Annotated in this window: 20 protein-coding genes and 4 pseudogenes; 8 read left to right on the forward strand and 16 right to left on the reverse strand. The window is 59.9% G+C overall.

Annotated features, from left to right (window positions below; all coding sequences use genetic code 11):
• Positions 1-3: 3 nt before the first annotated feature.
• The 4 genes and pseudogenes from QTA57_RS13350 to der all read left to right on the forward strand — a co-directional run bounded on the left by QTA57_RS13350 (position 4) and on the right by der (position 3,740).
• The gene (locus QTA57_RS13350; RefSeq protein WP_330696687.1) at positions 4-717 is read left to right on the forward strand and encodes an HpcH/HpaI aldolase family protein; all 714 of its coding nucleotides are present in this window, start codon (positions 4-6) and stop codon (positions 715-717) included.
• Positions 718-1,758, forward strand: coding sequence for a hypothetical protein (locus QTA57_RS13355; protein ID WP_290151935.1), 1,041 nt, complete (start codon positions 718-720; stop codon positions 1,756-1,758).
• On the forward strand, positions 1,755-2,204 hold the full coding sequence (locus QTA57_RS13360; RefSeq protein ID WP_290151937.1) for a YaiI/YqxD family protein: 450 nt from the start codon (positions 1,755-1,757) through the stop codon (positions 2,202-2,204). Before QTA57_RS13355 ends, QTA57_RS13360 begins: the two co-directional genes overlap by 4 nt.
• Before the next feature lie 85 nt (positions 2,205-2,289).
• Positions 2,290-3,740, forward strand: a pseudogene (gene der / locus QTA57_RS13365) (ribosome biogenesis GTPase Der).
• Positions 3,741-3,815: 75 nt separating this feature from the next.
• Here the strand turns inward: der and grxD are convergent.
• The 5 genes and pseudogenes from grxD to QTA57_RS13390 all read right to left on the reverse strand — a co-directional run bounded on the left by grxD (position 3,816) and on the right by QTA57_RS13390 (position 8,320).
• Positions 3,816-4,175 carry a Grx4 family monothiol glutaredoxin gene (grxD, locus tag QTA57_RS13370; protein WP_290151939.1) on the reverse strand — a complete coding sequence of 120 codons (360 nt, stop codon included), beginning with the start codon at positions 4,173-4,175 and terminating at the stop codon, positions 3,816-3,818.
• Between the two features lie 14 nt (positions 4,176-4,189).
• Positions 4,190-4,426, reverse strand: coding sequence for a BolA/IbaG family iron-sulfur metabolism protein (locus tag QTA57_RS13375; protein WP_171559804.1), 237 nt, complete (start codon positions 4,424-4,426; stop codon positions 4,190-4,192).
• 92 nt (positions 4,427-4,518) lie between these two features.
• Positions 4,519-6,677 (reverse strand): annotated as a pseudogene (gene purL, locus QTA57_RS13380) (phosphoribosylformylglycinamidine synthase subunit PurL).
• Between the two features lie 65 nt (positions 6,678-6,742).
• Positions 6,743-7,216, reverse strand: coding sequence for a GNAT family N-acetyltransferase (locus QTA57_RS13385; RefSeq protein WP_290151940.1), 474 nt, complete (start codon positions 7,214-7,216; stop codon positions 6,743-6,745).
• A 189-nt stretch (positions 7,217-7,405) separates the two neighbouring features.
• Positions 7,406-8,320 (reverse strand): LysR family transcriptional regulator, encoded by a 915-nt coding sequence (locus QTA57_RS13390; RefSeq protein ID WP_171559799.1) that lies wholly within the window; start codon positions 8,318-8,320, stop codon positions 7,406-7,408.
• A gap of 171 nt (positions 8,321-8,491) precedes the next feature.
• Between QTA57_RS13390 and QTA57_RS13395 the strand changes: the two are divergent.
• Positions 8,492-11,898, forward strand: a pseudogene (locus tag QTA57_RS13395) (indolepyruvate ferredoxin oxidoreductase family protein).
• Positions 11,899-11,986: 88 nt separating this feature from the next.
• Here the strand turns inward: QTA57_RS13395 and QTA57_RS13400 are convergent.
• The 9 genes and pseudogenes from QTA57_RS13400 to mazG all read right to left on the reverse strand — a co-directional run bounded on the left by QTA57_RS13400 (position 11,987) and on the right by mazG (position 20,428).
• Positions 11,987-12,604: a TetR/AcrR family transcriptional regulator gene (locus tag QTA57_RS13400; protein WP_171559794.1), complete on the reverse strand. Its 618-nt coding sequence runs from the start codon at positions 12,602-12,604 to the stop codon at positions 11,987-11,989.
• Positions 12,597-13,478, reverse strand: a complete 882-nt coding sequence (ppk2, locus tag QTA57_RS13405; RefSeq protein ID WP_290151941.1) for a polyphosphate kinase 2 — start codon at positions 13,476-13,478, stop codon at positions 12,597-12,599. Before ppk2 ends, QTA57_RS13400 begins: the two co-directional genes overlap by 8 nt.
• Before the next feature lie 54 nt (positions 13,479-13,532).
• Positions 13,533-14,387 (reverse strand): alpha/beta fold hydrolase, encoded by an 855-nt coding sequence (locus QTA57_RS13410; protein ID WP_290151942.1) that lies wholly within the window; start codon positions 14,385-14,387, stop codon positions 13,533-13,535.
• Between the two features lie 52 nt (positions 14,388-14,439).
• Positions 14,440-15,362 (reverse strand): annotated as a pseudogene (locus QTA57_RS13415) (homoserine O-succinyltransferase).
• Positions 15,363-15,398: 36 nt separating this feature from the next.
• Entirely contained in the window at positions 15,399-16,271 is an 873-nt protein-coding gene (locus QTA57_RS13420) for an ATPase (protein ID WP_290154920.1), read from the reverse strand.
• A gap of 62 nt (positions 16,272-16,333) precedes the next feature.
• Positions 16,334-17,257 carry a DMT family transporter gene (locus QTA57_RS13425; RefSeq protein ID WP_290151943.1) on the reverse strand — a complete coding sequence of 308 codons (924 nt, stop codon included), beginning with the start codon at positions 17,255-17,257 and terminating at the stop codon, positions 16,334-16,336.
• A gap of 103 nt (positions 17,258-17,360) precedes the next feature.
• Positions 17,361-18,488, reverse strand: coding sequence for an OmpP1/FadL family transporter (locus QTA57_RS13430; protein ID WP_290151944.1), 1,128 nt, complete (start codon positions 18,486-18,488; stop codon positions 17,361-17,363).
• Between the two features lie 141 nt (positions 18,489-18,629).
• Positions 18,630-19,532, reverse strand: a complete 903-nt coding sequence (locus QTA57_RS13435; protein ID WP_290151945.1) for a DMT family transporter — start codon at positions 19,530-19,532, stop codon at positions 18,630-18,632.
• Between the two features lie 77 nt (positions 19,533-19,609).
• The gene (gene mazG, locus QTA57_RS13440; protein ID WP_290151946.1) at positions 19,610-20,428 is read right to left on the reverse strand and encodes a nucleoside triphosphate pyrophosphohydrolase; all 819 of its coding nucleotides are present in this window, start codon (positions 20,426-20,428) and stop codon (positions 19,610-19,612) included.
• Positions 20,429-20,494: 66 nt separating this feature from the next.
• Between mazG and QTA57_RS13445 the strand changes: the two genes are divergently transcribed.
• Positions 20,495-21,658, forward strand: a complete 1,164-nt coding sequence (locus QTA57_RS13445; RefSeq protein ID WP_290151947.1) for a M20 aminoacylase family protein — start codon at positions 20,495-20,497, stop codon at positions 21,656-21,658.
• Positions 21,659-21,793: 135 nt separating this feature from the next.
• On the opposite strand, the gene QTA57_RS13450 is transcribed toward QTA57_RS13445, so the two are convergent.
• Positions 21,794-22,129 carry a hypothetical protein gene (locus QTA57_RS13450; RefSeq protein WP_290151948.1) on the reverse strand — a complete coding sequence of 112 codons (336 nt, stop codon included), beginning with the start codon at positions 22,127-22,129 and terminating at the stop codon, positions 21,794-21,796.
• Positions 22,130-22,298: 169 nt separating this feature from the next.
• Complete coding sequence (locus tag QTA57_RS13455) at positions 22,299-22,805, reverse strand: flavin reductase family protein (RefSeq protein WP_145208825.1); 507 nt, start codon at positions 22,803-22,805, stop codon at positions 22,299-22,301.
• Positions 22,806-22,938: 133 nt separating this feature from the next.
• Between QTA57_RS13455 and speB the strand changes: the two genes are divergently transcribed.
• Complete coding sequence (gene speB, locus QTA57_RS13460; protein ID WP_290151950.1) at positions 22,939-23,904, forward strand: agmatinase; 966 nt, start codon at positions 22,939-22,941, stop codon at positions 23,902-23,904.
• A gap of 97 nt (positions 23,905-24,001) precedes the next feature.
• Entirely contained in the window at positions 24,002-24,916 is a 915-nt protein-coding gene (locus tag QTA57_RS13465; protein ID WP_290151951.1) for a lysophospholipid acyltransferase family protein, read from the forward strand.
• Positions 24,917-24,922: the final 6 nt, after the last annotated feature.

The following is a 24,922-nucleotide window of genomic DNA, read 5'->3' on the forward strand; positions in this document are numbered from 1 at the left end:
CAGTTGCAGCGCGGACTCTGGCTAAGCCTCGGTTCGGATCTTGCGACCGAGATCGCCGGGCAGGCCGGGTTCGATTGGTGCCTGATCGATGCCGAACATGGCCCGTTTGATCCCGGCACACTCCGCAGTCAGTTGATCGCACTGGCCGGAACCGGCACCGCGCCGGTGATCCGCGTGCCGATCAATCGCGATTGGGTGTTGAAACAGGTGCTCGACCTGGGCGCGCAGACGGTGCTGGTGCCAATGGTAGATACCGAGGCCGAAGCGCGCGCCGCGGTGCGCGCCTGCCGTTACCCGCCCGATGGCGTGCGCGGCTTTGGCGCGGGCGTCGCGCGTGCCGGGGCTTTTGGTGCGTATGAGAATTACCCGTCCAATGCGAATGATGAGATTTGCGTTCTGGTTCAGGCCGAAAGCCGCGCGGCACTCGATAATCTCGATGCGATTTGTGCGATGGAGGGGGTGGATGGTGTGTTCATCGGCCCTGCCGATTTGGCCGCCGATATGGGGTATCGCGACGACCTAAATAACCCCGAGGTCTTGGCCGCGATTGATGCCGCGATTGGCACGATCACCGCCTCCGGAAAGCCTGCTGGTATCATTTCGTTCGCGCCGGAGACGCGGGCGCATTATGCCGATCTTGGTGTGACCTTTCTCGGCATGGGCAGCGAAGCGGTGGAACTCGCCACCGCCCTCCGGTCTCTGGCACAGGAACGCTAGATGGTCACGCTCCGTCATGGCGATGCGCGGCTGATCTTTGATCCGGCTCTGGGGAATATCCCGCTCTGGGAGGTCACGGGCCGCAAGCCACTCCATGCGGCCCCTTGGCGGGATGAGCCAGAGATCCAAGAAAACCATGACATCCCATTGGTCAATCGGTGCCTCGCGGGCGATTTCCTCTGTGCGCCCTTCGGTTTGGACGATGTGGAGGGGGACCCGATCCATGGGTTTCCGGCCAACAGCATTTGGGAGCCGATGGCGCAAGATGTGGCCCATGCGCAGTTTCGGTTGCAAGCCCGCGTCAGGGGGGCGGTGATTGAGAAAGACCTCCGGCTTACCGGGCCGGTGCTCTATCAAACCCATCGGCTGAGCGGCGGGGAGGGGCAGATCACGCTCGCGCATCATCCGATGAGTCATATAGCGGCGGGCGGGCGGCTCAGCTTCTCCCCCAAACGCGCCGTTTTGACCGACCCGATGCCGCAATATGAGGGGCGGAATCTGTGGGCGCTGAACCAGATCCAGCCCGATTTACTTTTGCCTTGCGAGGATGGCTCGGATTGGGATCTGCATGACTACCCGGCGGGCCATGCCGTGGAGGATTTCGTGATTCTGGCCGAGGCGCGGGAGAGCCGTTTGGGCTGGACCGTCCTGATCCGGGAGGCGGAGGATGACATGCTGGTGGTCCTGAAAGACCCGCGTGTTTTGCCGATCACCATGCTCTGGATTTCCAACGGCGGTCGCGATTTCAGCCCGTGGAACGGGCGGCACACCGGGGTTTTGGGCATTGAAGATGGGATTGCCGCGGGAGGGATCGGCCTGGCCGCGTCCACGCGCGAGAACCGCCTGACCACCATGGGCATTCCGACCTGTCTGACGCTTGGCCCAACCCATCTGATCCGCCATGCCATGGTCTCGCTGCCACGCCCGCCGGGATGGGCCAGGGTGGTCGACATCCAGGTCGGTGGGGCGGCGCTCACTTTGACCGAAGCGTCGGGCGAAACCGTCTCTGTGCCCTTTGATGAGGGGTTCTTTCCAGTATGATTTTGGTCGATGCAGATGCCTGCCCGGTGAAGGGGGAGATCTATAAGGTCGCCTATCGCCATAGAATGCCGGTGCGCCTGGTGGCCAACCAATACCTGCGCCACCCGGAGCATCCGCTGATCTCGATGCAGATGGTCTCGGGCGACTTTGACGCCGCCGATGACGCGATTGCCGAGGCCGCAGGGCCTGAGACACTGGTCATCACCGCCGATATCCTGCTGGCGGAGCGCTGCATCGCGGCTGGTGCATCGGTGATGAGCCCGAAGGGCGAGGCCTTCACCGCCAACAGCATCGGCACACAAGTCGCCACACGCGCGATCATGGCCGATCTCCGCGCCGGTGTAGACGGGCAGGGGATCGGGGGCCCCGCGCCCTTCTCCAAAGCGGATCGCTCGCGGTTTCTAAACGCGCTGGAGGTGGCGCTTCGCAAACTGCCGCACGGATGAGTATTTTTGCGCCAAAGCCGCGGATGTCTTTTCAAGCCCCGGGCTTTGCGTTAGGACGCGCGTCTTGCATCAGAAAGATCAGGTCATGAGTTTTACCCTCGCCATTATCGGGCGGCCCAATGTGGGCAAATCCACGCTGTTCAACCGTTTGGTTGGCAAGCGCTTGGCCTTGGTCGATGATCAGCCGGGCGTCACGCGGGATTTGCGCGAAGGCGCGGCGCGCTTGGGCGATCTGCGCTTTACCGTCATTGATACGGCGGGCCTGGAAGAGGCGACCGATGACAGCTTGCAAGGCCGGATGCGTCGATTGACCGAACAGGCGGTTGATATGGCCGATGCCTGTCTGTTTTTGATCGACGGGCGCGCCGGGATCACCCCGACCGATGAACTGTTCGCCGATCTCCTGCGTAAACGTGGCGCGACCGTGATACTGGGCGTCAACAAGGCCGAGGGGCGACAGGGCGAGGCGGGTGTTTTGGAAGCCTATGGCCTGGGCCTCGGGGATCCACTGGCGCTATCTGCCGAGCATGGCGAAGGCATGGCCGAACTGGCCGTGATGTTGGCGCCTCTGGTCGAAGCGGCAGAGGCAGCATCAGAAGAAGCCGAAACCGATATTGATTTGGAAGAGGGTGAAGAGGGCGCGCGGGTCATCACCGCCGCCAAGCCGCTGCAGATCGCGGTTGTGGGGCGACCCAATGCCGGGAAGTCAACGCTGATCAACCAGATCATTGGCGAAGAGCGGCTGCTGACCGGCCCCGAAGCCGGGATCACACGCGACTCGATCTCGGTGCCGATCACCTGGGGGGCACGCCGATGCGGATATTTGATACCGCCGGTATGCGCCGGAAAGCGAAGGTGCAGGAGAAGCTCGAGAAGCTTTCGGTTTCTGACGGACTCCGCGCGGTGAAATTCGCCGAGGTTGTGGTGGTGTTGCTCGACGCCGCGATCCCCTTCGAACAACAAGACCTGCGGATCGCCGATCTGGCGGAGCGGGAGGGCCGGGCCGTGGTCGTCGCGGTCAATAAATGGGATCTTGAAGAGCACAAACAGGAAAAGCTGCGCGATCTGAAAGAGGCTTTCGAACGGCTCTTGCCGCAACTCAAGGGCGCGCCGCTCATCACGGTCTCAGCCAAAACCGGGCGGGGGCTTGATCGGCTGCATGCGGCGATCCTGAAAGCCCATGAGGTTTGGAACCGCCGGGTCCCGACCGCCACACTGAACCGCTGGCTCACCGGTATGCTGGAGGCGCATCCACCGCCCGCCCCAAGCGGTCGCCGGATCAAGCTGCGCTATATGACCCAGGCCAAGACCCGGCCGCCGGGCTTTGTGGTGATGTGCTCGCTGCCCGAGAAATTGCCGGAAAGCTATTCGCGCTATCTCGTCAACGGGTTACGGGAAAGCTTTGACATGCCAGGCACGCCAATCCGCCTGCATATGCGCAGCCAATCGGACGCGAACCCCTATAAAGATCGCAAGAAATCGACGCCCTCCCGGCTCAACAAACATGTCCGCAGGGGTGCCACAAAAAAAGGCTGACCCGATCCGGTTCAGCCCTTCTCTGCTTGATAAATATCCCGGGGGTCTGGGGGCAGCGCCCCCAGCCGGATGCCGTCAGGCATTCGCCTCGCGGATTTTGTCCGCCGCGGCCTTGTCATAGGTGACGCCTTCGGTGTCGAAGAGTTGATCCAACTCGCCCGACAGTGTCATCTCGGTGATGATGTCACAGCCGCCGACAAACTCGCCTTTGACATAAAGCTGCGGGATTGTCGGCCAGTCGGAATAGTCCTTGATGCCCTGACGGATCTCCTCATCGGCCAAGACATTCACATCCGAATAATCCACGCCCATGAAATTTAGCACCCCGGCCACGCGAGAGGAGAACCCGCATTGCGGCATCGCTTTTGTGCCTTTCATGAACAGCACCACATCATTGGTGGCGACGGTCTCTTTGATCGTATCTTCTGCGCTCATGTCGCATTTTCCTTTTATTCCGGTGCTTTGGTTGTCAAAGCTAATGCATGTAACTCGCCTTGACTGCCGTCCATTTTGCCTTTCAATGCTGCGTAAACCGCGCGTTGTTGTTGAACACGGTTCTTGCCGCGAAAGCTTTCATCGATCACTTCCGCCGCGAAATGCGCGCCGTCATCGCCTTGCACGACTATTGTGGCATTAGGAAAGCTCTCGCGGATCAGCGTCTCGATATCGTGGGCGGAGATGGCCATTCAGTAATCCCTGACTGTTTCACTTGTGAAGATAGAGAGGCAACCCGACCCGTGCAAGCCGATGGCTGGGACAGAATCGGGAATGTCGTGCCTCAGGCAAAGACGTTAGCGAAAGCGCTCCGGTAGAGGTCGGTGAGCTCAGAGAGGGCGCCTCGGAACCGCCGATCCGCACACCATCGCCGCCAAATCGACCGACTGTGGTCAGCGGCACATTGGCCTGACCTGCGGCGACCATCAGCGCCTCAGCTTTGTCATAAGAGCAGGCGATGAGATAGCGCGCCTGATCTTCGCCGAAGAGCGTGCCCATGTCGCTGGCGTCTAGGGTAACGCCGACCCCCGCAGCTTCAGCCAGTTCAAACGCCGCGAGCGCCAACCCGCCATCGGAGAGATCGGTGCAGACATCAACCCAGTCTCGATTGTCACGGATGAAGTCGCCATGGCGCGCCTCGGCCTCCAGATCAACCGTCGGCGCATCGCCGTCTTCGCGGTTGAAGACTTCGGCCAGAAGGGCGGATTGACCCAGATGGCCTTGCGTGTCACCGACCAGAATGGCCAGATGCCCGTCGCGCACCTGCCCGCCGATCAGATCGTCGATATGCTCCAATAGGCCGACCGCGCCGATGGTGGGCGTTGGCAAGATGCCTTGGCCATCGGTCTCATTGTAGAGCGAGACATTGCCCGAAACGATCGGCATATCCAGCGCCGCACAGGCTGCGCCGATACCTTTGATCGCGCCGACGAACTGGCCCATGATCTCTGGCTTCTCCGGATTGCCGAAATTCAGGTTGTCGGTGCTGGCCAATGGTTTCGCCCCGATGGCGGTCAGGTTGCGATAGGCTTCCGCCACGGCTTGTTTGCCACCTTCGACCGGGTTCGCCTTCACATATCGGGGCGTTACATCCGACGTGAAGGCCAGCGCCTTGTCGGTGCCATGGACCCGCACAACGCCTGCGCCTTGGCCCGGACTGCGGATCGTGTCGGCCATGACCATCGAGTCATATTGTTCATAGACCCATTGCTTGCCCGCGTAATTGGGCGAGGCCAGAAGCGCCTTTAGCCCGTCGATCGGGTCGATCTCGGGTACCGGGTCCATCTCCGGCGCGGGCTCGGTCGGGGTCCAGGGGCGGTCATATTCCGGCGCGGTCGAGGCGAGTTTCGACAGCGGCAGATCGGCTTTCACCGTATTGCCATGTTGGATCAGAAAACGATCCTCGGCGATGGTTTCGCCCACGATGGCGAAATCCAGGTCCCATTTCTCGAACACCGCTTTGGCTTCGGCCTCCAGCTCGGGGTTCAGCACCATGAGCATGCGCTCCTGAGATTCCGAGAGCATCATCTCATAGGCGGTCATGTTTTCTTCGCGCACCGGCACGCGGTCGAGTTCAAGCTTGATGCCAAGATGGCCTTTGTCGCCCATTTCAACGGCGGAGCAGGTCAGGCCCGCAGCGCCCATATCTTGGATCGAGATCACAGCACCGGTCTGCATCAGCTCCAAGCAAGCTTCGAGCAGGCGCTTTTCGGTGAATGGGTCACCGACCTGGACCGTGGGGCGTTTCTCTTCAATCGTGTCGTCGAATTCGGCGGAGGCCATTGTCGCGCCGCCAACCCCGTCGCGCCCGGTTTTCGCGCCGAGATAGACCACTGGCATGCCAACGCCGGAGGCAGCGGAATAGAAAATCTTATCCGCATCGGCCAAGCCCGCCGCAAAAGCGTTAACCAGGCAGTTGCCGTTATAGGCGGCGTGGAAGCGAACCTCGCCGCCCACGGTGGGCACACCGAAGCAATTGCCATAGCCGCCGACGCCTTCGACCACGCCATGGACCAATTGCCGGGTTTTCGGATGCGAGGGTTCGCCAAAGCTGAGCGCGTTCATCGCCGCGATCGGGCGGGCGCCCATGGTGAACACATCGCGCAGGATACCGCCAACGCCCGTCGCCGCGCCTTGATAAGGCTCGATGTAAGACGGGTGGTTGTGGCTCTCCATTTTGAAGACCACCGCCTGACCATCGCCAATATCGACCACGCCCGCGTTTTCTCCGGGGCCGCAGATCACTTGCGGGCCGTCCGTCGGCAGGGTGCGGAGCCATTTCTTTGACGACTTATAGGAGCAGTGTTCGTTCCACATGGCTGAGAAAATCCCCAGCTCGGTGAAGCTCGGCTCCCGCCCGATAATCTCGAGGATGCTGGCATATTCCTCGTCGCTCAGCCCGTGGGCCGCAATCAGATCGGGCGTGATGGCCGGGTCTTGCATGATGAGACTGTCCCCAAACTTGTTTGCGCCCGTCTTTAGGCCATGGGGCCGAGGGGGGAAGGGGGTCAAAGCGCGCGGCGGAAGGTCAGCGATGTGGGGCGGTCAAATCCGGGATGGCAGGTTTGGCCGGTCTGGGTGAAGCCGAGGGCGCGGAAGGTGGTATGGTTTTCGATGAGCTCAACCCGGGTTTGCAGCGTCAAAGCGGTGCAGTCGAGAGACTTGGCGCGGGTCGAGGCAGCCTCGATCAACGCGCGGGCCAACCCCTGGCCGCGATGTTCGTGGGCGGTGGCGAGTTTGCTGAGATAGTATGCGCTTCCTTGGGTCTGACCGAATAGGCAGACGATCGGTTTCGGTGCACGGATCAGGAAGATATCGCGTTGCGCCGCCATCGCGCGGAGGCTTTCTGGTGTCATCCGCGTGAAAGAGGAGGGCGGGGTAATCTGGCCCTCCATCGGGCCGAAACAGGCCGCGAGAAGAGTGAACAGATCGGGCCAATCGTCAAAATCTGCCGGGTTTGTTTCCACCATCGAAACGGGCATCTGCACCCCCATTTGCCAAAAAAAAGGCCGAGACGAATCTCGGCCAAAGTCCAACAGGGAGGTAGGGATGATGTCGTTTGCACTCAATCATCCACTACTGCCCAATTAGTCAGCAGGTTAGAATCGTTCAAGGGGTTTTCGGCTACGCCGCTGCAATCCCGCTATGTCTGTGGCGCATAGCCCACATCTTTACGTTGCGTCAGATGCCACCGCATCGCGTCGCCGACGACGATAGGCAATGACCTCGTCGGAGACAAAATCACGGAACACTTCGATCCGTTTCGAGTGGCGCAATTCCTCGGGATAGGCAAGGAAAACAGGGACTTCGTTGCTTTCCACTTCCGGGAGGACATGGACCAGTTCGGGGAAATCCTCGGCCAGGTAATCGGGCAAAACGCCAATGCCCAAGTCGTGGATCACCCCTTGCAACACGCCAAAATAGTTATTGACGGTCAAAAAACTGCCGATCTCATGCGACATCACCTCGCGAACGAGCACGGCGCCCGCGCTAACTTGGGCGCTTTGCACGTTTTGGCTGATCAAACGATGGTCGCGCATGTCGTCGAGCGAGACCGGCGTGCCATGCGCTTCCAGATAACGTGGCGAGGCGAAGAGGCGCATGTTGATCGTCATCAGTCGGCGGCGGATCAGATCGGCCTGAGACGGCTCTTTCATTCGGATCGCCACGTCCGCCTCCCGCATTGGCAAGTCGAGCAAGCGTTCCTCAAGCATGAGGTCGATCTTCAGGTGCGGGTATTTGTCATAAAGCTGCGGCAGTCGCGGCGCGAGCCAAAGAGAACCGAAGCCGATGGTCGTCGTCACGCGCAACTCGCCAAACACCTCTTCCTCGCTGTCCCGAATGCGCGCGGCGGCGGCATCCAGCCGTTTTGACATCGACCGGGTGGCATCAAACAGCAACTCGCCCTGTTCGGTCAGGATGAGGCCGCGGGCATGACGGTGAAACAGCGTCGTGTTCAGGCTTTCTTCCAGCGCGCGAATCTGTCGGCTGACGGCGGATTGGCTCAGATGCAGCGAGTCCCCGGCATGGGTCAGGCTGCCCGCATCGGCCACGGCATGAAAGATCCGCAGCTTGTCCCAGTCCATCTCCCGTCTCCCTTTGATAGCGCCATCATTGTCGCGCTTTCAGACAGATAACGGGTCGGGCAGGTCTTGCAAACGGGGAATTGAAGTCGGCCTTGGCAGAAATGGGTTTTCAGGTCAGCACTTTTGACCTATACTTGTTGCATTGACATCATTCCGGGAGGGGAGGACCGAATGGGCGTCCAGCATGTTTCGCTAGAAGACCGCTTTGATCTCACCAAATCGCCCGTGCTGTTGAACGGCACGCAGGCGCTGGTTCGCCTGATGATCGCGCAGAAAGAGCGTGACCGGGCGGCGGGGCTGAACACGGGCGGTTATGTGACGGGCTACCGCGGCTCCCCCTTGGCGCGGTGGATTTGCAGATGGCGCGGGCGCAGAAACACCTGGAAGCCTCTGACATTCTCTTTCAACCCGGCTTGAACGAAGACCTTGCGGCCACCTCGCTTTGGGGCAGCCAGCAGGCAGAGCTGCGGGGCGAAGGCAAATATGACGGTGTCTTTGGCCTCTGGTACGGCAAGGGGCCCGGCGTCGACCGCTCCGGCGATGCGATGCGCCATGTGAACATGGCTGGCACCTCGGCCCATGGCGGGGTGATCATGGCCATGGGGGACGATCACACCGGCGAAAGCTCCACCACCTGCCACCAATCGGATTGGGCGATGGTGGATGTGCACATGCCGGTTCTCAGCCCCGCCGGGGTTCAGGAAATCCTGGATTACGGTGCATATGGCTTCGCGCTCAGCCGGTTTGCGGGCGTTTGGGTTGGATTGAAGGTGATGAAAGACACGGTGGAAGCCACCGGTGTCGTCGATGGCCGCCCCGACCGGATGCAGTTCGTGACGCCGGAGTTTGAGATGCCGCCCGGCGGGCTCAATATCCGCCTCAATGATCATTGGATCGATCAAGAGAAGCGGCTTTTGGAATACAAGCGCTTCGCCGCCGAAGAATTCGCGCATATCAACAAGATCGATAAACGCGTTCTTGGCAAACCAGGGGCCAAGATTGGCTTCGTCGCGGCGGGCAAGAACTGGCTCGACCTGGTTCATGCGCTGGAATTGCTTGGGATCGACGCGGCCGAGGCTGAGCGGCTTGGCATCACCACCTATAAGATCGCGCAGACCTGGCCGATCGATATGAAGGGTGTGCATGCCTGGGCCGAAGGTCTGGATTTGATCGTCGTGGTGGAAGAAAAGCGCAAGCTGATCGAGGTGCAGATCAAAGAGGCGATCTTCGACGACCGGCGCGGTCGCCGCGTCTATGGCTATAAGAAGGGTGGCGATGGGCCGATCCTTTTCCCATCGCATTATGCGCTCGACCCGCTCGATATCGCCGAGAAGCTGGGCAACATCCTCATCGAAGAGGGGCGCCGGACTGACCGGATCGAAGCCGGGATCGCCAATATCATTGAGGCGCGCAGGGCCGATAACGCCCCGGATCTGGCGCAGCGGACGCCCTGGTTCTGCTCGGGCTGCCCGCACAACACCTCGACCAAAGTGCCCGAAGGATCGCGCGCGGGGGCGGGTATCGGCTGCCACGTGATGGCACTCTGGATGGATCGGAACACCGAAGGCTATACCCATATGGGCGCCGAAGGCGTGAACTGGGTTGGCGAAGCGCCGTTTTCCAAACGCCCGCATGTGTTCCAGAACCTCGGAGAAGGCACGTACAACCACTCCGGCATCCTGGCGATCCGCGCCGCCTTGGCGGCCAAGACCAACATCACTTACAAGATCCTCTATAATGACGCGGTCGCGATGACCGGCGGGCAGGATAATGAGGGCGACCTCAGCCCGCAGCAGATTGCCCAGGAACTTGTCGCGATGGGCGTCAAAGACATCGCATTGATTTACGACCCCAAGGAAGACATTGATTTCTCAGGCTTTCCAAAAGGCCTACCGCGCTATGAACGCGATGAGTTGATGAATGTGCAGGACCGGATGAAAGAGGTTGAGGGCGTCTCGGCCATTATCTTCATTCAGACCTGTGCCGCCGAAAAACGCCGCCGCCGGAAGCGCGGCACCTTCCCAGATATCGACAAACGGGTCTTTATCAACACCGATGTCTGCGAGGGCTGCGGCGATTGTGGGGTGCAGTCGAACTGCGTCTCGATTGTTCCGGTCGAAACCGAGTTGGGGCGCAAACGCGCCATTGATCAATCGACTTGCAACAAGGATTTCTCCTGCGTCAAAGGGTTCTGCCCGTCTTTTGTGACCATCGAGGGCGCGCAGGTGAAGAAACAAGCAACCGCCGAGGTCGATATAGGCGAGTTGGCGATGCCGACACTGCCTGAGATCGATGGGACTCATAACGTTGTCATCACCGGCGTTGGCGGGACCGGCGTGGTCACCATTGGCGCGATCATGGCGCAGGCGGCGCAGATCGACGGCAAAGGTGCCGGTATGATCGAGATGGCGGGCTTGGCGCAAAAAGGTGGGGCGGTGCACATCCATCTGCGCTTGGCCAATGCGCCCGACGATATCTCTGCGATCCGTGTCGCGACCGGAGAGGCGGACGCCGTCATCGGCGGCGACTTGGTCGTCTCGGCCGGGGCGAAAACCCTTGGCTTGATGACGACAGGGCGCACTGGGGCCGCCGTGAATTCTCATGAAATCACCACGGGCGACTTCACACTCAACGCAGAATTCCGCATTCCAGGGAAAGACTTAGAGGTCGCCCTTCAAGCCCGTCTCCGCGACCGGTTGAGCCTTTTTGATGCCACCGAACTGGCGCGTGTCCTGATGGGCGACTCGATTTATTCCAACATGATGACCTTTGGCGCAGCTTGGCAGATGGGCCTGGTGCCGCTCAGCTATGAGGCGATCTTGGCGGCAATCGAGCTGAACGGCACAGCGATCGAACGCAACAAACGCGCGTTTGAGTTGGGCCGTTGGGCGCATCTTAACCCGCGAGAGGTGACGAAGCTGCACAAGCCGACGATGATCGAGAAGCCGAAGTCGCTCGACGAAAAAATCGCGTTCCGCAGCGATCACCTGGTGCAGTATCAAAACGCGGCGCTGGCCAAACGCTACCGTAAGCTGGTCGATGGTATCGATGACTTGCGTCTGAAGGAAGCGGTGGCAAAGGGCTATCATAAGCTCTTGTCTTACAAGGACGAATTTGAGGTCGCGCGCTTGCATTTGGATACCGAAGCCAAGGCGCGGGCCCAGTTCGATGGCGATCTGAAATTCACCTATCACCTGGCCCCGCCGCTTTTCCCGGGAAAAGACCCTGCCGGGCGCCCAAAGAAACGCGAGTTTGGCGCCTGGATCAGCACGGCCTACAAGCTGCTGGCCCGGATGAAACCGCTCCGCGGCACGCCGTTCAACCCGTTTGGCTATACGGCGGAACGCAAGGTGGAGCGGGCCCTGATCACTGAATATGAGCGGGACATGGCCGAGGTTTTGCCGAAGGTCAGCCCGGAAACGCTGGATATCGCCGTCGCGCTGGCTGAACTGCCCTTGAGCATTCGCGGCTTCGGCCCGGTGAAGGAGAAAAACGCAGAGAAAGCGGCCAAGCAACGAACCGATCTGCTCGCCAGTTTCCAGGCGGGCGGCGCCCCCCTGGCCGAAGCCGCAGAGTAACGCTGCCGCGGCGCTGCACGGTCGTGCCTTCTCTGCTTCCCAAATATCCCCGCCGGAGGCATCGGAACAGATGCGCCCGGCGCGGCTCTTATTGGTCAGGCGCAATCAGCCCCAAACCGCGTAGGTAGATCCCGATCCCGCTTTCCAACAGGTCTTCGGGCGGGAAGGGTGCATTACCACCCGGGCGGCCTCGGGCGAAAAGTTCGACCACGCCATGGCTCAACGCCCAGATATGCGCGCTGAACATCGAGGGCGGCGGGCGTTTGCCAGGCGGGATATGCTCCGACAGGGCTTCTGCCGCGCGTTCCAATACATCACGGGATTTGGTGGCGGCGGCGGCCAGTTCCGGCGTCTGATTGGCCGAGAGCCCGCTTTCAAACATCGCCATGTAATGGCCGGGATATTTGCGCGCAAAGGCGAGATAGGCGCGCCCGGTGGCTTCAAAGGCGGCGAGCGCCGTCGGTTTGCCCTCGTTAAACGCAAACTCCATCAAATCGGCAAAGATTTCATGGCCTTGCCGCGCGCCTTCGGCAATCAAATCCTCGCGCCCCTCAAAGTGCCGATAAACTGCCGCGGGCGTCACGCCAGCGTTTTTAGCGGCCTCGGACAGGGTCCAACCGGTCGGCCCCTTCTGCTCAATCAGCACAAGGGCGGCCTCAACAAGGGCTTGGCGCAGATTGCCGTGATGATACCCGCGTTTAGGCATGGGCGCGATCTGCCCACATCTCTGGCCCGCCGCAAATCTCGGGGTCTGGGTGCGACACAACCTTATCCTTGCGCCCGTCATAAGGCAGGCCTGAGAGGATTTGCCGGATCACCGAGAGCCGCGCGCGGCGTTTGTCATCGGAGCGGACCACGGTCCAGGGCGCATCCGCCGTATGACCCAAGCTCAAGGTCTGGCCGATCGCATCGGAATAAGCGTTCCATTTCTTCAGACCTTCGACATCGATCCAGCTCAGCTTCCATTGCTTCAGCGGGTCTTTCTCGCGGTCGAGGAACCGGCGCAGTTGTTCCGCCCGGCCGATATTCAGCCAAATCTTAACCAGATGGATACCATCTGCGACCAGCATTTGCTCGAAATCGGGCAATTGGTGGAAAAACACATTGCGCTGCTCGGGCGTGCAGAAGCCAAACACATGCTCGACCACACCGCGATTGTACCAGCTGCGGTCAAACAGCCGGATCTCGCCCGCGGCGGGGAGATGGTGGATATAACGCTGAAAATACCATTGGCTGGCTTCACGATCCGTGGGTTTTGAAAGTGCGACGACGCTGGCCACACGCGGGTTGAGGTTCTCCCGCACGCGTTTGATTGCGCCGCCTTTGCCCGCCGCGTCGCGTCCTTCGAAGACCACGGCGATGCGTTGGCCAGTATCGCGAACCCAGGCGTGGCATTTCACCAGTTCGATCTGCAGCGCCTTCAGGTCGGCCTCATAGGCCGCTTTGTCCATCCGGGTGTCATAGGGGTAGCTCGCGTCCAAGACGCTGTTTTTCTCTGCGTTCTTAATCGCCGCGCGGATCTGCTCCGGCGCCTCTTCGCGGTAAAACTGGCTGATCGCGCCATCGAAGGGTTTACCCATGCGCTGCCTCTTTATTCTGCTCGTCCCTGGGTTCAATATGGCGGTCGGACCGGCTTAGCGCAATCCGGCGCGGCTCACGGCACGCTGAATTGCGGCGAGTGCGGCATCGGGGTCAGCGTGGTGGGGCATATGGCCAACCCCTTGGAGAACCGTCAAATTGGCGCCCGGCACCTGGGCTGCGAGCGGCTCGGAATGGGTGGCCAGGGGCACGGTATCGTCCGCCGTCCCATGGACAATTTCCAAGGGCAGGGTGAGCGTGTGATAGCGCTCCGACATCTCGGTCACATGGGTCAGAAGGCTGTTCACCTGTCGGCCATTGGCCCGCAGAACCGCGCTTTGCAGGGTCAATTCGGGGCGGATATGGTCGAAATAGCCATTAGGCACGGGGTCCGGATCAAATATGCCGGTGATCGCGTTCCGGGTTGCGCCGCGCGGGGCCAGATTTGCGATGAGCGGTACAATCGTGATGCCGCCGAGCCGTGAGGCGGTGATCGGATAGAACGCCTCCAAGCCGCCCTCCCAGGGTTGGGTTGCGCCCGCCAAGGAGACCACGGCGGCCGCCTGATCGGGATGGTTCAGCGCCCAAGCCATCGCGACGGCGCCGCCATAGGAATGGCCTACAATCACCGCTTGTGTCACATTCAACTGCGCCGCAGCTTGGGCGAGCAAGGCCGCCTGATCCGCCGGGCTTTCATTGCCGCGCCCGAGCCCGTCGGACAAGCCAAGCCCGGGCCGATCAAACGCAATGACCCGATTGGTTTCGGCAAGATCGGGGGCCAAACGGAATGTGAAGTCTCTCAAATTCCCGCCCGCGCCATGGAGCAGGATAACCGTCGGCCCCGAGCCCGCCTCCCAAACATGAATATCCAAGCCCTGAACCTGGATGATCCGGCTGTTCGGGTCGCTCATCTCTAGTCGGCCGCAAGCCGCGACAAGAAGAAAGGCCAGCCCAAACAGAACATTACGTGCCGATCTTCGACATATCGAAACTGGTCGTTTGATAAATCTCATTGATCCAATTGCCATAGAGAAGATGGGCGTGGCTGCGCCAGCGGTTGGTCGGGTCGCGGGTCGGGTCATCCCCGGGGTAGTAGTTCACCGGCACCGCAATTGGCGTCCCGGCCTCCACATCGCGATCATACTCCTGTTTCAGCGTGCCGCTGTCATATTCCAGATGATTGAAGATATAGAGCGCCCGGTGCGCTGCGTCCTCCACCAAACAGGGGCCAACCTCATCACTGCCAATCAATGTTGTGAGACCGGCCGCCGCGTCGACTTCGGGGGCGCGCATCTCTGTCCAACGCGAAACAGGGATTAGAACGTCGTCGGAAAAGCCCCGAAGATAAGGCGAGGCAGGCGCGAGATTACGATGCCGGAAACAGCCGAAGGCCTTCTCTGACAGCATATGTTTTGGAACGTCATGAAAATGATGGATCATCGCCATGCCGCCCCAGCACACGCCGAAGGTGGAATGCACATGGGATTGGGTCAGGCGAAGACCTGTTTCAACTCCTCCCAATAGGTCACCTCTTCGAACGGCAAATGTTCAATCGGCGCGCCGGTGATGATCAGCCCATCTAATTTTTCGCCTGAGGCCGCGACCTCAGCGAAAGGGCGGTAGAACGCCTCCATATGCTCCGCAGCGGTGGTTTTGGTCTGATGTTCCGACATGCGGATTAAGCTCAGATCGATTTGCAGCGGGGTCGCGCCGATCAGTCGGGCGAACTGCGTCTCGGTTTGGATTTTCTTCGGCATCAGGTTCAGCAGACCAATGCGAAGGGGCCGAATATCCTGCCGCGCGGCGCGGTTTTCACCCATCACCATGACACCTTCGCGCTCCAGTTGGGCATAGGCGGGCAGGGATTCTGGTAACGTGATGGGCATTTGTCTGGTCCTTGGCGCGTCGGGCGAAGGCTGGATTTAGGCCGTTTGACCGCGCCTGCCAAGGGCTTGAGCGATCAGTGCGGTGGCATCATGTGCGTCGCGGATCGTGGCAACCTCATCGGCCTCAACCGTCACGCCCCAGTTTTCCGCCATCGCTTGATACAGTGGCGCGCGATGCGCCAGCGCTTTGGCATAGGCGAAACGGACAAACGCATCCGGGTCAACATCACCCGGCAATACATTGTTTTCTTTTAGATATGCCTGCCATTGAGCCATGAGAAATGCGGGCTGGTAATACATCGGCTTGGGCGCCTGATCGAACCGCCGGATCAGGTCGTCCGTATGCGCGTCGCTGCCTCTGATCCAGACCATCAGGCTATGCGCCGAGAGCGTGCTCAGCACATCGTCGTCCGGGTCCGACGGGGTCACAACCTCGCAGATCGATCCGCCGGTGTCACAGATGAAATGAGGGTAGTTATAGAGATCCCGCGCCCGGGCGATAAAACTTGGTGTGTCCAAAAGCGCGTTGATTTCCGCGCGGCGATGCAGAGCCTGACGGCGTTCATATTCGTCGAGCGGCAAGCCGCCTTTGGCAGGGTCGCCGGGTTTGCCCAGATAGGTCGAGAGTGGGGCGAGATTATCGAAAGTGATGTTGGAGCCGATATAGATCGAATCCGAGCGCAGCAGTTCCGCCAGAAACGGCGTCTGCATCGCAATCCGCTCCAGATTGTCGGCGATGTGTTCGCCCATATAGGCGGTGCCGATGCGGTAATCGATCGAGTAATGAAACCAGTCGCCCGCGCTGCGGAGCAGGTTCGCCAAATGGGTCTTGCCCAGACCGGACATCCCGAACACCAAGAGACGCTTCTCCGGCGCGTCCAGCCAAGCCTGTGGGGTCTCATAGATCAGCGTCATGCGCGGGCGCCTCGTAAAACAGGCCTAACCCCTAGCGCTTGCGGCAAATATCGTCATCAAGATTTTTCAGGCCCGCGCGATTTTCGGAACATCTGTAACATCCGACCATCAAGGATCATCAACCCAAGAGCGAGCAGGGTGAAGCCCGCGAAGGCCTCTGGTGCCAAGCGTTCGCCCAAGACAACCGCGCCAAGGATGATCGCTACGGGCGGGATCAGCAGGGTCACGATCATCGCATTGCCGCTACCCGCCATGCTGAGCACGCGGTAGTAGAGCAGATAGGCAATCGCCGTGCCGAGGATGGCGAAATAGCCGATGGCCGCGAAGGTTACGGGCAATTGCGGCATCTCCGGCGCGCCGTCGATGACCCAGGCCAGCGGCAGCATGATGACGGTCGCGCCGGTCAACATGCCCGCCGCGGCGACTTGGGGCGCAAGCCCGCTAAGATAGCCACGGGCCCAGGCTGCGGCGAAGGCGTAGGACACAGTGCCGCCGATCACGGCGAGCTGCGCCAGGCTGCGAATGTCGAAACTGGCGAAGCTGTCGAGCCCGATGGCCACGGCCACACCGGCAAAGGCAATGCAGACACCGATCCCCCGGCGGACGGTGAGCCGTTCATCGCGAAAGAACATCGCGGCGACAAGCACACCAAAAATCGCGGTGGCGGCGTTGAAGATCGAGGTCAGGCCGGTCTCGATGAACTGCTGCCCCCAAGCCATGAGCGTAAAGGGGATGATGTTGTTCAGGATCCCCATGATCAGAAACGCCCCCCAAATCTTCGGACTGCGGGGGATGTCCAAGCCACGCCAGAGGACATAGATCCAAAGCAGCAGGGTTGCCCAGTACACCCGGTGGGCGACAAGTGTAAACACCGGCACCTCTTCCAAGGCCAGTTTGATTGCGAGAAACGAGGCGCCCCAGATTAATGCCAGAAGCGCCATCTCTGCCCAGGCCCGTGTGGAAAGGGATTGCTGTGTCATGCCAGGGGTCTAGCAAACAGACGCTATCCCCGCGACCCGGAACATGCGGCAAAGAACAACCCCCGCGCGATGCGCGGGGGTGTCATCTTAAGCGAAACAGAGATTAGAAGCGGAATCCGACGCGAAGGCCGATCGCCACCACCTCATTGTCCCGGACATTTACAGGACCAGAGGCGTTCTCAATAACCTGGTCGCCCGGTATGCCATAGGTTATGCCACCGGAGATCGTCATCGCATCCATGCTGTATTGGCCCGCGAGCGTGATCGAATCCAGCCCGGTTGTTGGCGCCAGAGCGGAGTCGCTCGGAATCGTGCCTTCGGTGCGATGGGTATAGGCAATCGAGCCGGACCAGTTTTCGTTAAACCGGCGACCGATGCCGATGTTGTAGGTCGTGCTATCGGAAGTAAAGCTCACGTACTCGCCTGCGCCGGTGGTCAAGTTAAACCCATCCCACCACACATGCCGGATCGACCCAAAAAGCAGGGTGTCTTGGGCTACGCCTGTTTGAAACTCCAAGTTCAAGCTTTCTGGGAACTCAACTTCAAAGCTCGTCGATGCAGCCGGGGCCACCGAAGTGCCGGTTTCCGGGTCAATAAGTGTTTGCTCAGTTGCATCAAAGCCCACTTCAATTGCCGAGCTATACGTCAGCGCAACGCGCAGAGCGATATCGGGCATCTCATAGGCAGCGCCCACAAGATATCCATACCCCGTATCGCTGGACCCCGTGAGTTGATTGAACGTGGGCGAGACAACGCTGGTGTAGATCGAACCAGACGCTTGCAATGCCCGCGCACCGGCATGAATGCTAAATCCGTTACCGAACTCGTAACGACCAACCAGTGTCACAGCATCCGTCTCAACCGTTGCATTGCCTCCAAAAAATGGCAATCCCGCTGGAATAGTAGTTGCGAAGCCAGGATATTGGACGTCGGCCCCAAACGGTTGGTCGTAGATTAAGGCGAAGGAGACTTGCTCGTTCACACGATGCAGAAACCCAAGCCCTGGGAGCGTGTAGTTATCAAGTGGGTTCGGCAGGCCACCGATCCCGGGGTTTGTGCTGACCGGGTTGGCTTCGGGCCGGACGCTGCCGAAGGACAGTTCCACATAGTTGCCGGACGGTCCAACCTCTTCAAACAACAATCGCATGGACTGATCGGTGCGCGCCAGATCGGCGGCGGCGATGGATGTGGTGGCCAGTAGGGCCGCGCTTGCTGCGACGAAAATTCTCATTGCTCTCCTCCCCGAGAGATGTTTCCCAAATCTGCACCTAGGATAGGCGCAAGATTATTACGTGGGTCAAATGTTCCCTGGCGTCAGGTCGCTATTGACGTGAGGGTCAGGCCAGATTCGCCGTTATTTGTGTCAGATATGTTACAGTTGCTTTCTGGCACGATTGCGGCGCGTTTCATCCAGGATATTCGCATAATTCGCAGCAAAGATTAATGCCGCGCCCAAAAACACCGCCAATTGCAGGGGCTCATCATAGAGGATCATGCCCACCAGCGCGATGGCGGGCAGGCGGACAAAGTCAACCGGCATGACGACGCTGGCGGGGGCAATGCTGAGCGCCATCGTCATGCAGAAATGCGCCGTCAAGCCCGCGATGCCAACCAGGACAACCCATGGCGCAACCGACAGGCTTGGTAGCGCCATCTCGCCATCGATCAGGCAGACGACCAGACCAAAGGCCAATTGGATGGTGGCGAGGTAGAACAGGATGCAGGTGATGCTTTCGGTGCGGGTCAGGAACTTGGTGAAAATCGCGGTCGCAGCAAAACAGATAGCGGCCAGCGCGGCGGCGATCATCCCTGGTGACAGAGGCACGCTGCCGGGTTGCAAGACAATCAAGACGCCGACAAACCCCAAGATGCCCACACCGATTTTGAGCCGCGTCAGGCGCTCGCCCAGAAACAGGGCTGCCAAGATCATTACCCAAAGGGGCGAGGTGAACTCCAGAGCGAAGACTTGCGCCAGGGGCACGACCGTAATGGCGTAGAACCAGAGGTTTTGGCCGGTGAAATGGGCCAGGTTGCGGATGCCGTGTAGGCGCAAGTTGCGCCGGGTGATCTGCCCCAACGTGCCGGCCATCCCACCAATCGCCAGCACGAGGATCAGGCTGACCGCTGATCGGTAGGTCATCAACTCAAACGTATCGAGTTCGACGGCCACGGCGCGGCCCGCAACGGCCATTGCACTGAACGAGATGATCGCGCCGATCATCCAGATCGCCGCACGACCGGGGTTTGAGGACGGGGCCACTGCTATCTCACTCATCTCTGATACTCCCCTTCAGCCAATCGGCTGAACCGCCTCAATGCCGATCTTTCGGCGGCGGGGCAAGCGGCGCGCTGCTACAAGCCGTTTGCCTTTGCCTGATCCCAAAGCGCATCCATCTCGGTCAGGTCGCTCTCGGCAGGGGTGCGGCCCAAATTGGCCAGCTCCGCTTCGATATAAGCGAACCGTCGCGTGAACTTGCCATTTGCAGCGCGGAGGGCCTCTTCGGCGTCGACGCTGAGATGACGGGCGAGATTGGCCATCACAAAAAGCAAATCCCCCATTTCCTCTGCGATTTTCTTAGGCGGCATGTGATCCCGCGCCTCGGCCAATTCGCGGGCCTCTTCGGCGATTTTATCAACCACCTGGCCAATCTCAGGCCAATCAAATCCCACCCGCGCGGCCCGTTTTTGCAATTTCTCCGCCCGCATCAGCGCAGGCAGATGAAGCGCGACATCGTCAAGCACCCCGCCGCGGGCTTTCCCCGCGCGCTCCGCGGCTTTGATCGTCTCCCAATCCCGTATCTGCTGTTCGGCGGATTTCTCGCGGCTCTCGCTGCCGAAGACATGCGGGTGGCGCGCCACCATCTTGTCGGAAATGGCATCAGCGATGGAGGCGAAATCAAACAGATCCCGCTCGGCCCCGATCTCGGCGTGATAGACCACTTGCAACAGGAGATCCCCCAGCTCGCCCTCAAGCTCGTCCCAAGCTTCGCGTTCAATCGCGTCGGCGACCTCATAGGCTTCCTCAATCGTATAAGGCGCGATGGTTTGAAAGCTCTGCTCGATATCCCAGGGGCAGCCGGTGTTCGGGTCACGCAAGCGCCGCATGATCTCCAGCAGGCGCGGCATGCCGCCTTTGGGATCGTGGATCAGGATATCGCTCTCTTCGCGCATTGAAGCCTCTCGAATTTTGCGACACTGTTTCGAGGTTCCGGTTGCGTATCAAGGGGAGAAACCACCATGGCCGTCATCAATCGTATCGCGGGCTTTGCAGATGAGATGACGGCGTGGCGGCGACATCTGCACCAACACCCGGAATTGCAATTTAACTGCCATGAGACGGCCGGATTCGTCGTCGCGCGGTTGCGCGAATTTGGCATCACGGAGATCCATGAGGGGATCGCGACGAGCGGGGTTGTGGCCATTATCGACGGGCAGGGGGCGGGGCCAACCATCGGGCTCCGCGCGGATATGGATGCGCTGCCAATCGAGGAGGCGACGGGCTTGCCGCATGCTTCAACCAGCCCGGGAAAGATGCATGCCTGTGGCCATGACGGGCACACCACGATGTTGCTTGGGGCCGCGAAATATCTGGCTGAGACGCGGAATTTTACCGGTCGTGTGGCGTTGATCTTTCAACCCGCAGAAGAAGACGGCGGCGGGGCCAATGTGATGTGCCAAGAGGGGATTATGGAGCGGTTCGATATTGCCGAAATCTATGCGCTTCACAATGTGCCCGGTCTACCCGAGGGACGGATGACGACGACGCCTGGCCCGATCATGGCCGCCGTCGACACATTCCATATCTATGTCACAGGCGTCGGCGGGCATGGAGCTATGCCCCATGAGACGAAAGACCCGATCATCGCGGCGGTCGGTATGGTGCAGGCGATTCAGACCATCGTGTCGCGGAACCATTATGCGGCGGATGATCTTGTGGTGTCGGTTACACAAATCCACACCGGGACGGCGGATAATGTGATCCCGGCAGAAGCTTATATCTGTGGCACGGTCCGCACCTTTGACCCTGAGGTCCAGGCCATGGTGAAGCGCCGGATGGAAGGCATCGTTGCGGGGCAAGCTGCGGCTTATGATGTGGATGTGAAGCTCGACTATCGGGCAGGGTATCCCGCTACGGTGAATGACCCCACCAAAGCCGCCTTCGCAAGCACGGTGGCAGAGCAGATCGTGGGCCCAGAGAATGTCGACGGTGCTGCCGGGCGCGAGATGGGGGCCGAAGACTTCGCCTACATGTTGGAACGCCGGCCCGGAGCCTATTTGTTTCTAGGCCAGGGGGATAGCGCCGGATTGCACCACCCGGAATATGAGTTCAACGACGCTATTGCACCCATCGGGGCGAGCTTTTTCGCGAAACTTATTGAGACGGCACAGCCTGTGGCGTGATCAAGGTTTTGGAAGCGGACGAAGCGCCAATACGCTGCGGCTGCGCCAATGGCTTTTTCAAGATTGCTTTCGACAAACTCGACCTAAAAGTCAAAAGTTGAGGATGCAGCGTTACTTCAAAATGCATAACCTAAACTAAATTCGATGCACCTCGCCATCAGCGTCGGTAAGGGCGCAAACGTGATTGCGATTGGTGACTACGGATATGGTTTTGTTGACGTCATATCTAACGTGGCTGAATCTCGGACCGAGAGGTGTGGTGTATTGAAAAGTATCGCAAAAATGCGTCAACTCAGGAAAGAACGCAGTTTCAAAGGGTTCGCCAAGTATTGATCGAACCTCTTGCTGCTTCATACCCACGAATATATCTGCAAGACCCAGATGTTCACTTTCCACAGGATTTGTACCGCAGCCTGAAAGCTTTACAGCGGAAAAGAGGATTAAGACTAAACTGCCAACATCCTTCATCATCTTTCACTTCCAAGCGTCCAACCCGTGAAACGATTCCTAGGTCATGCCGACAGAGTCAGTCAATTTCTGATTTGCTCTTCCTCGGAAGCCTCAGGCCGTACCAATTTGTAAAACTGCCATTTAAGTACAATGCAGAATCAAGCACTTTCGGCTCAGAGCCGCCATTCGCCTAGTGCTTCTCTGCCCTCAGGTAGCGCCGCATGCCGTAAAGCAACGGGCTGCCTTCTGGTGCGGTCACGACCTTATCGACCGCGCCGATGCAGATGTGGTGTGTGCCGTGTTTTTCCGCAGAGACCAAGACGCAATCGAAGCTCACCAGAGCCTCAACCAAACGCGGTGCGCCGGATGGCATCGCCTCAATCTCGGTGCAGTTGAACTTGTCACCACCGGGCGCGGGCAGGCGGCTGGAGAACACGTCCGACACATCATTCTGATCGATCCGCAGCACATTGATACAGAAACAGCCATTTTCCAGGATCAAGGGCAGGGCGCTCGATGACGCATTTACGCAGGCCAACATCGTCGGCCGTTCACCATCGGCCGAGATCGACGTCATCGCGCTGACCGTGACACCCGCGCGCCCGGCGGGGCCGTCAGTGGTCACCACGCTGACCGAGGCCGCGGCCCGGCTCATGCCTTCGATAAAATCATCGCGCAATGTGGGTGTATCGCTCATCTGTCGTCTCCGCCCGTCCCTAAGTCGCCTGCATGCCTCGGCTGAGACATAGGTGCAAGCGGACGGGTGTCATTATTCGCGCTTGAGTTTTTTCCGCCCCGCCTGCCAGATGTGGCAAAGCGGAGGGCGCGGCATGGCATTGGAAGACTCAAAAACCCAAGTGGATCTGTCGCTGACCCGAGAGGGGCTGAAGGGTCTGGCCCATGAAAACGCTTTCGGCGGCATCCCTAGTTTTCTGCGTCGACGCTACACCAAAGACTTGACCGGCGTCGATGTGGCGATCACCGGCGTGCCGTTCGATCAGGCGGTGACCAACCGCTCCGGCACACGGCTTGGCCCGCGTGCGATCCGAGAGGCGTCGTCTTTGCAGCCGTTCGACCCGCCTTATGGCTGGGACGGGTATTCGCCGCTGGAAGAGCTGGCCGTCGTCGATTACGGCGATTTGGCCTTCGATTATGCCCAGACTGGTAGTTTCCCAAAGTTGTTACAGGCCCATATCGAGCGGATTTTGGCCGCCGATGTGGCGGCCATCTCGCTTGGTGGAGATCATTCGATCACCTTGCCGATCCTGCGCGCCCATGCTGCGAAACATGGACCGCTGGCATTGATCCAGGTGGATGCGCATACCGATACCTGGCCCGAGTTCGACCCCAAGACGCGGATTGACCACGGGACCTTCTGCTACACGGCGGTGAAAGAGGGGCTGATCGATGTGGCGCGCTCGGTCCATGTGGGCATCCGTACGGTGGTTGCGGACAATCTGGGGATCGAGATTATCGACGCGCGGCAAGTGCATGAACGCGGGCCTTCGGCCGTCGCGGAGCGGGTCCGCACCGTGGTGGGCGAGGCCCCGGTCTATCTGAGCTTCGACATTGACGGATTGGACCCGGCCTTCGCCCCGGGGACCGGAACGCCGGTTTGGGGCGGCCTCAGTTCGGGCCAAGCAGCGATTTTCCTGCGCGATTTGGCAGGGATCAACTTGGTCGGCGGCGATGTGGTCGAGGTGTCGCCGCCTTATGACACCGGCGGGATCACGGCGGTCGCGGCGGCGCATGTCGCCATGGAGCTCCTGTGTCTTTGGGGGTGGACCCGGCGCTGAAGACACGGGTGCCGTTCAAACCTGGGCGAGCCTACTAGAAAGAATCGCCGAGGGGGCCTATGCCGAATGCAGGGACTCCATCGGACGCGACGGCATCATGACCGGACGGCAACGATCATCGGAAAAGAGACAGGTGGCACGCGAGATCAGCTATGCCTCCTCCGCCGCATCGCGTGGTGGGCGGGCGATGATCCGGGTTCTGGAAAACGCGACCGGACGCCTTGGCTTGATCAAGCTGGCCGACGGCTATGACGAGGATGTGCGCAAGGGCCGGGATTTCTGGGAGGTGATGGTCGAGCGTTATGGGCTGGAGCTGGAGATAACCGGCGGCAGCCTCTCGAACATCCCTGCCGAGGGGCCGGTCGTGGCGATTGCAAACCACCCATATGGCATTCTCGATGGTCTGATGATGGGCCATATCCTCAGCAAGGCGCGGGGCGACTTCCGCATTTTGGCTCATCGCGTGTTTCGCAAAGCGGAAGATCTGGACCGGATCATTTTGCCGATCTCCTTCGACGAGACAAAAGAAGCGGTACAGCTCAACATTCAAACCCGGAAAGATGCCCTGCGCTACTTGGCCGATGGCGGGATTATCGGGATTTTCCCCGGCGGGACGGTCTCAACCGCGAATAAGCCGTTTGGCCGACCGATGGACCCGAATTGGCGTGGCTTCACGGCGCGGATGATCGCGAAATCCGAAGCCACGGTCGTCCCGATCTATTTCGATGGTCACAACTCACGCCTTTTTCAACTGATGAGTCATTTGCACTCGACGTTGCGTATGGGGATGCTGATCAAAGAGTTCCGCTCGCGGATCAACTCGCCGGTGAAAGTGGTGATTGGGGAGCCGATCCCGCGCGCCGATCTCGAACCATATGCAAAAGACACCCGCGCGATGATGGATTTCCTGCGCGAAGCGACCTATGGGTTAAGCCCGGATCCGCTGAACCCAAGCGAGATCGGGTTTGAGTTCGAAGACAAGCACCGGGACGGGCCCCGGGAAAGGTATTGAGGCGCA

The organism is Fontisubflavum oceani, assembly GCF_030407165.1.
GTDB lineage: Bacteria > Pseudomonadota > Alphaproteobacteria > Rhodobacterales > Rhodobacteraceae > Rhodophyticola > Rhodophyticola oceani.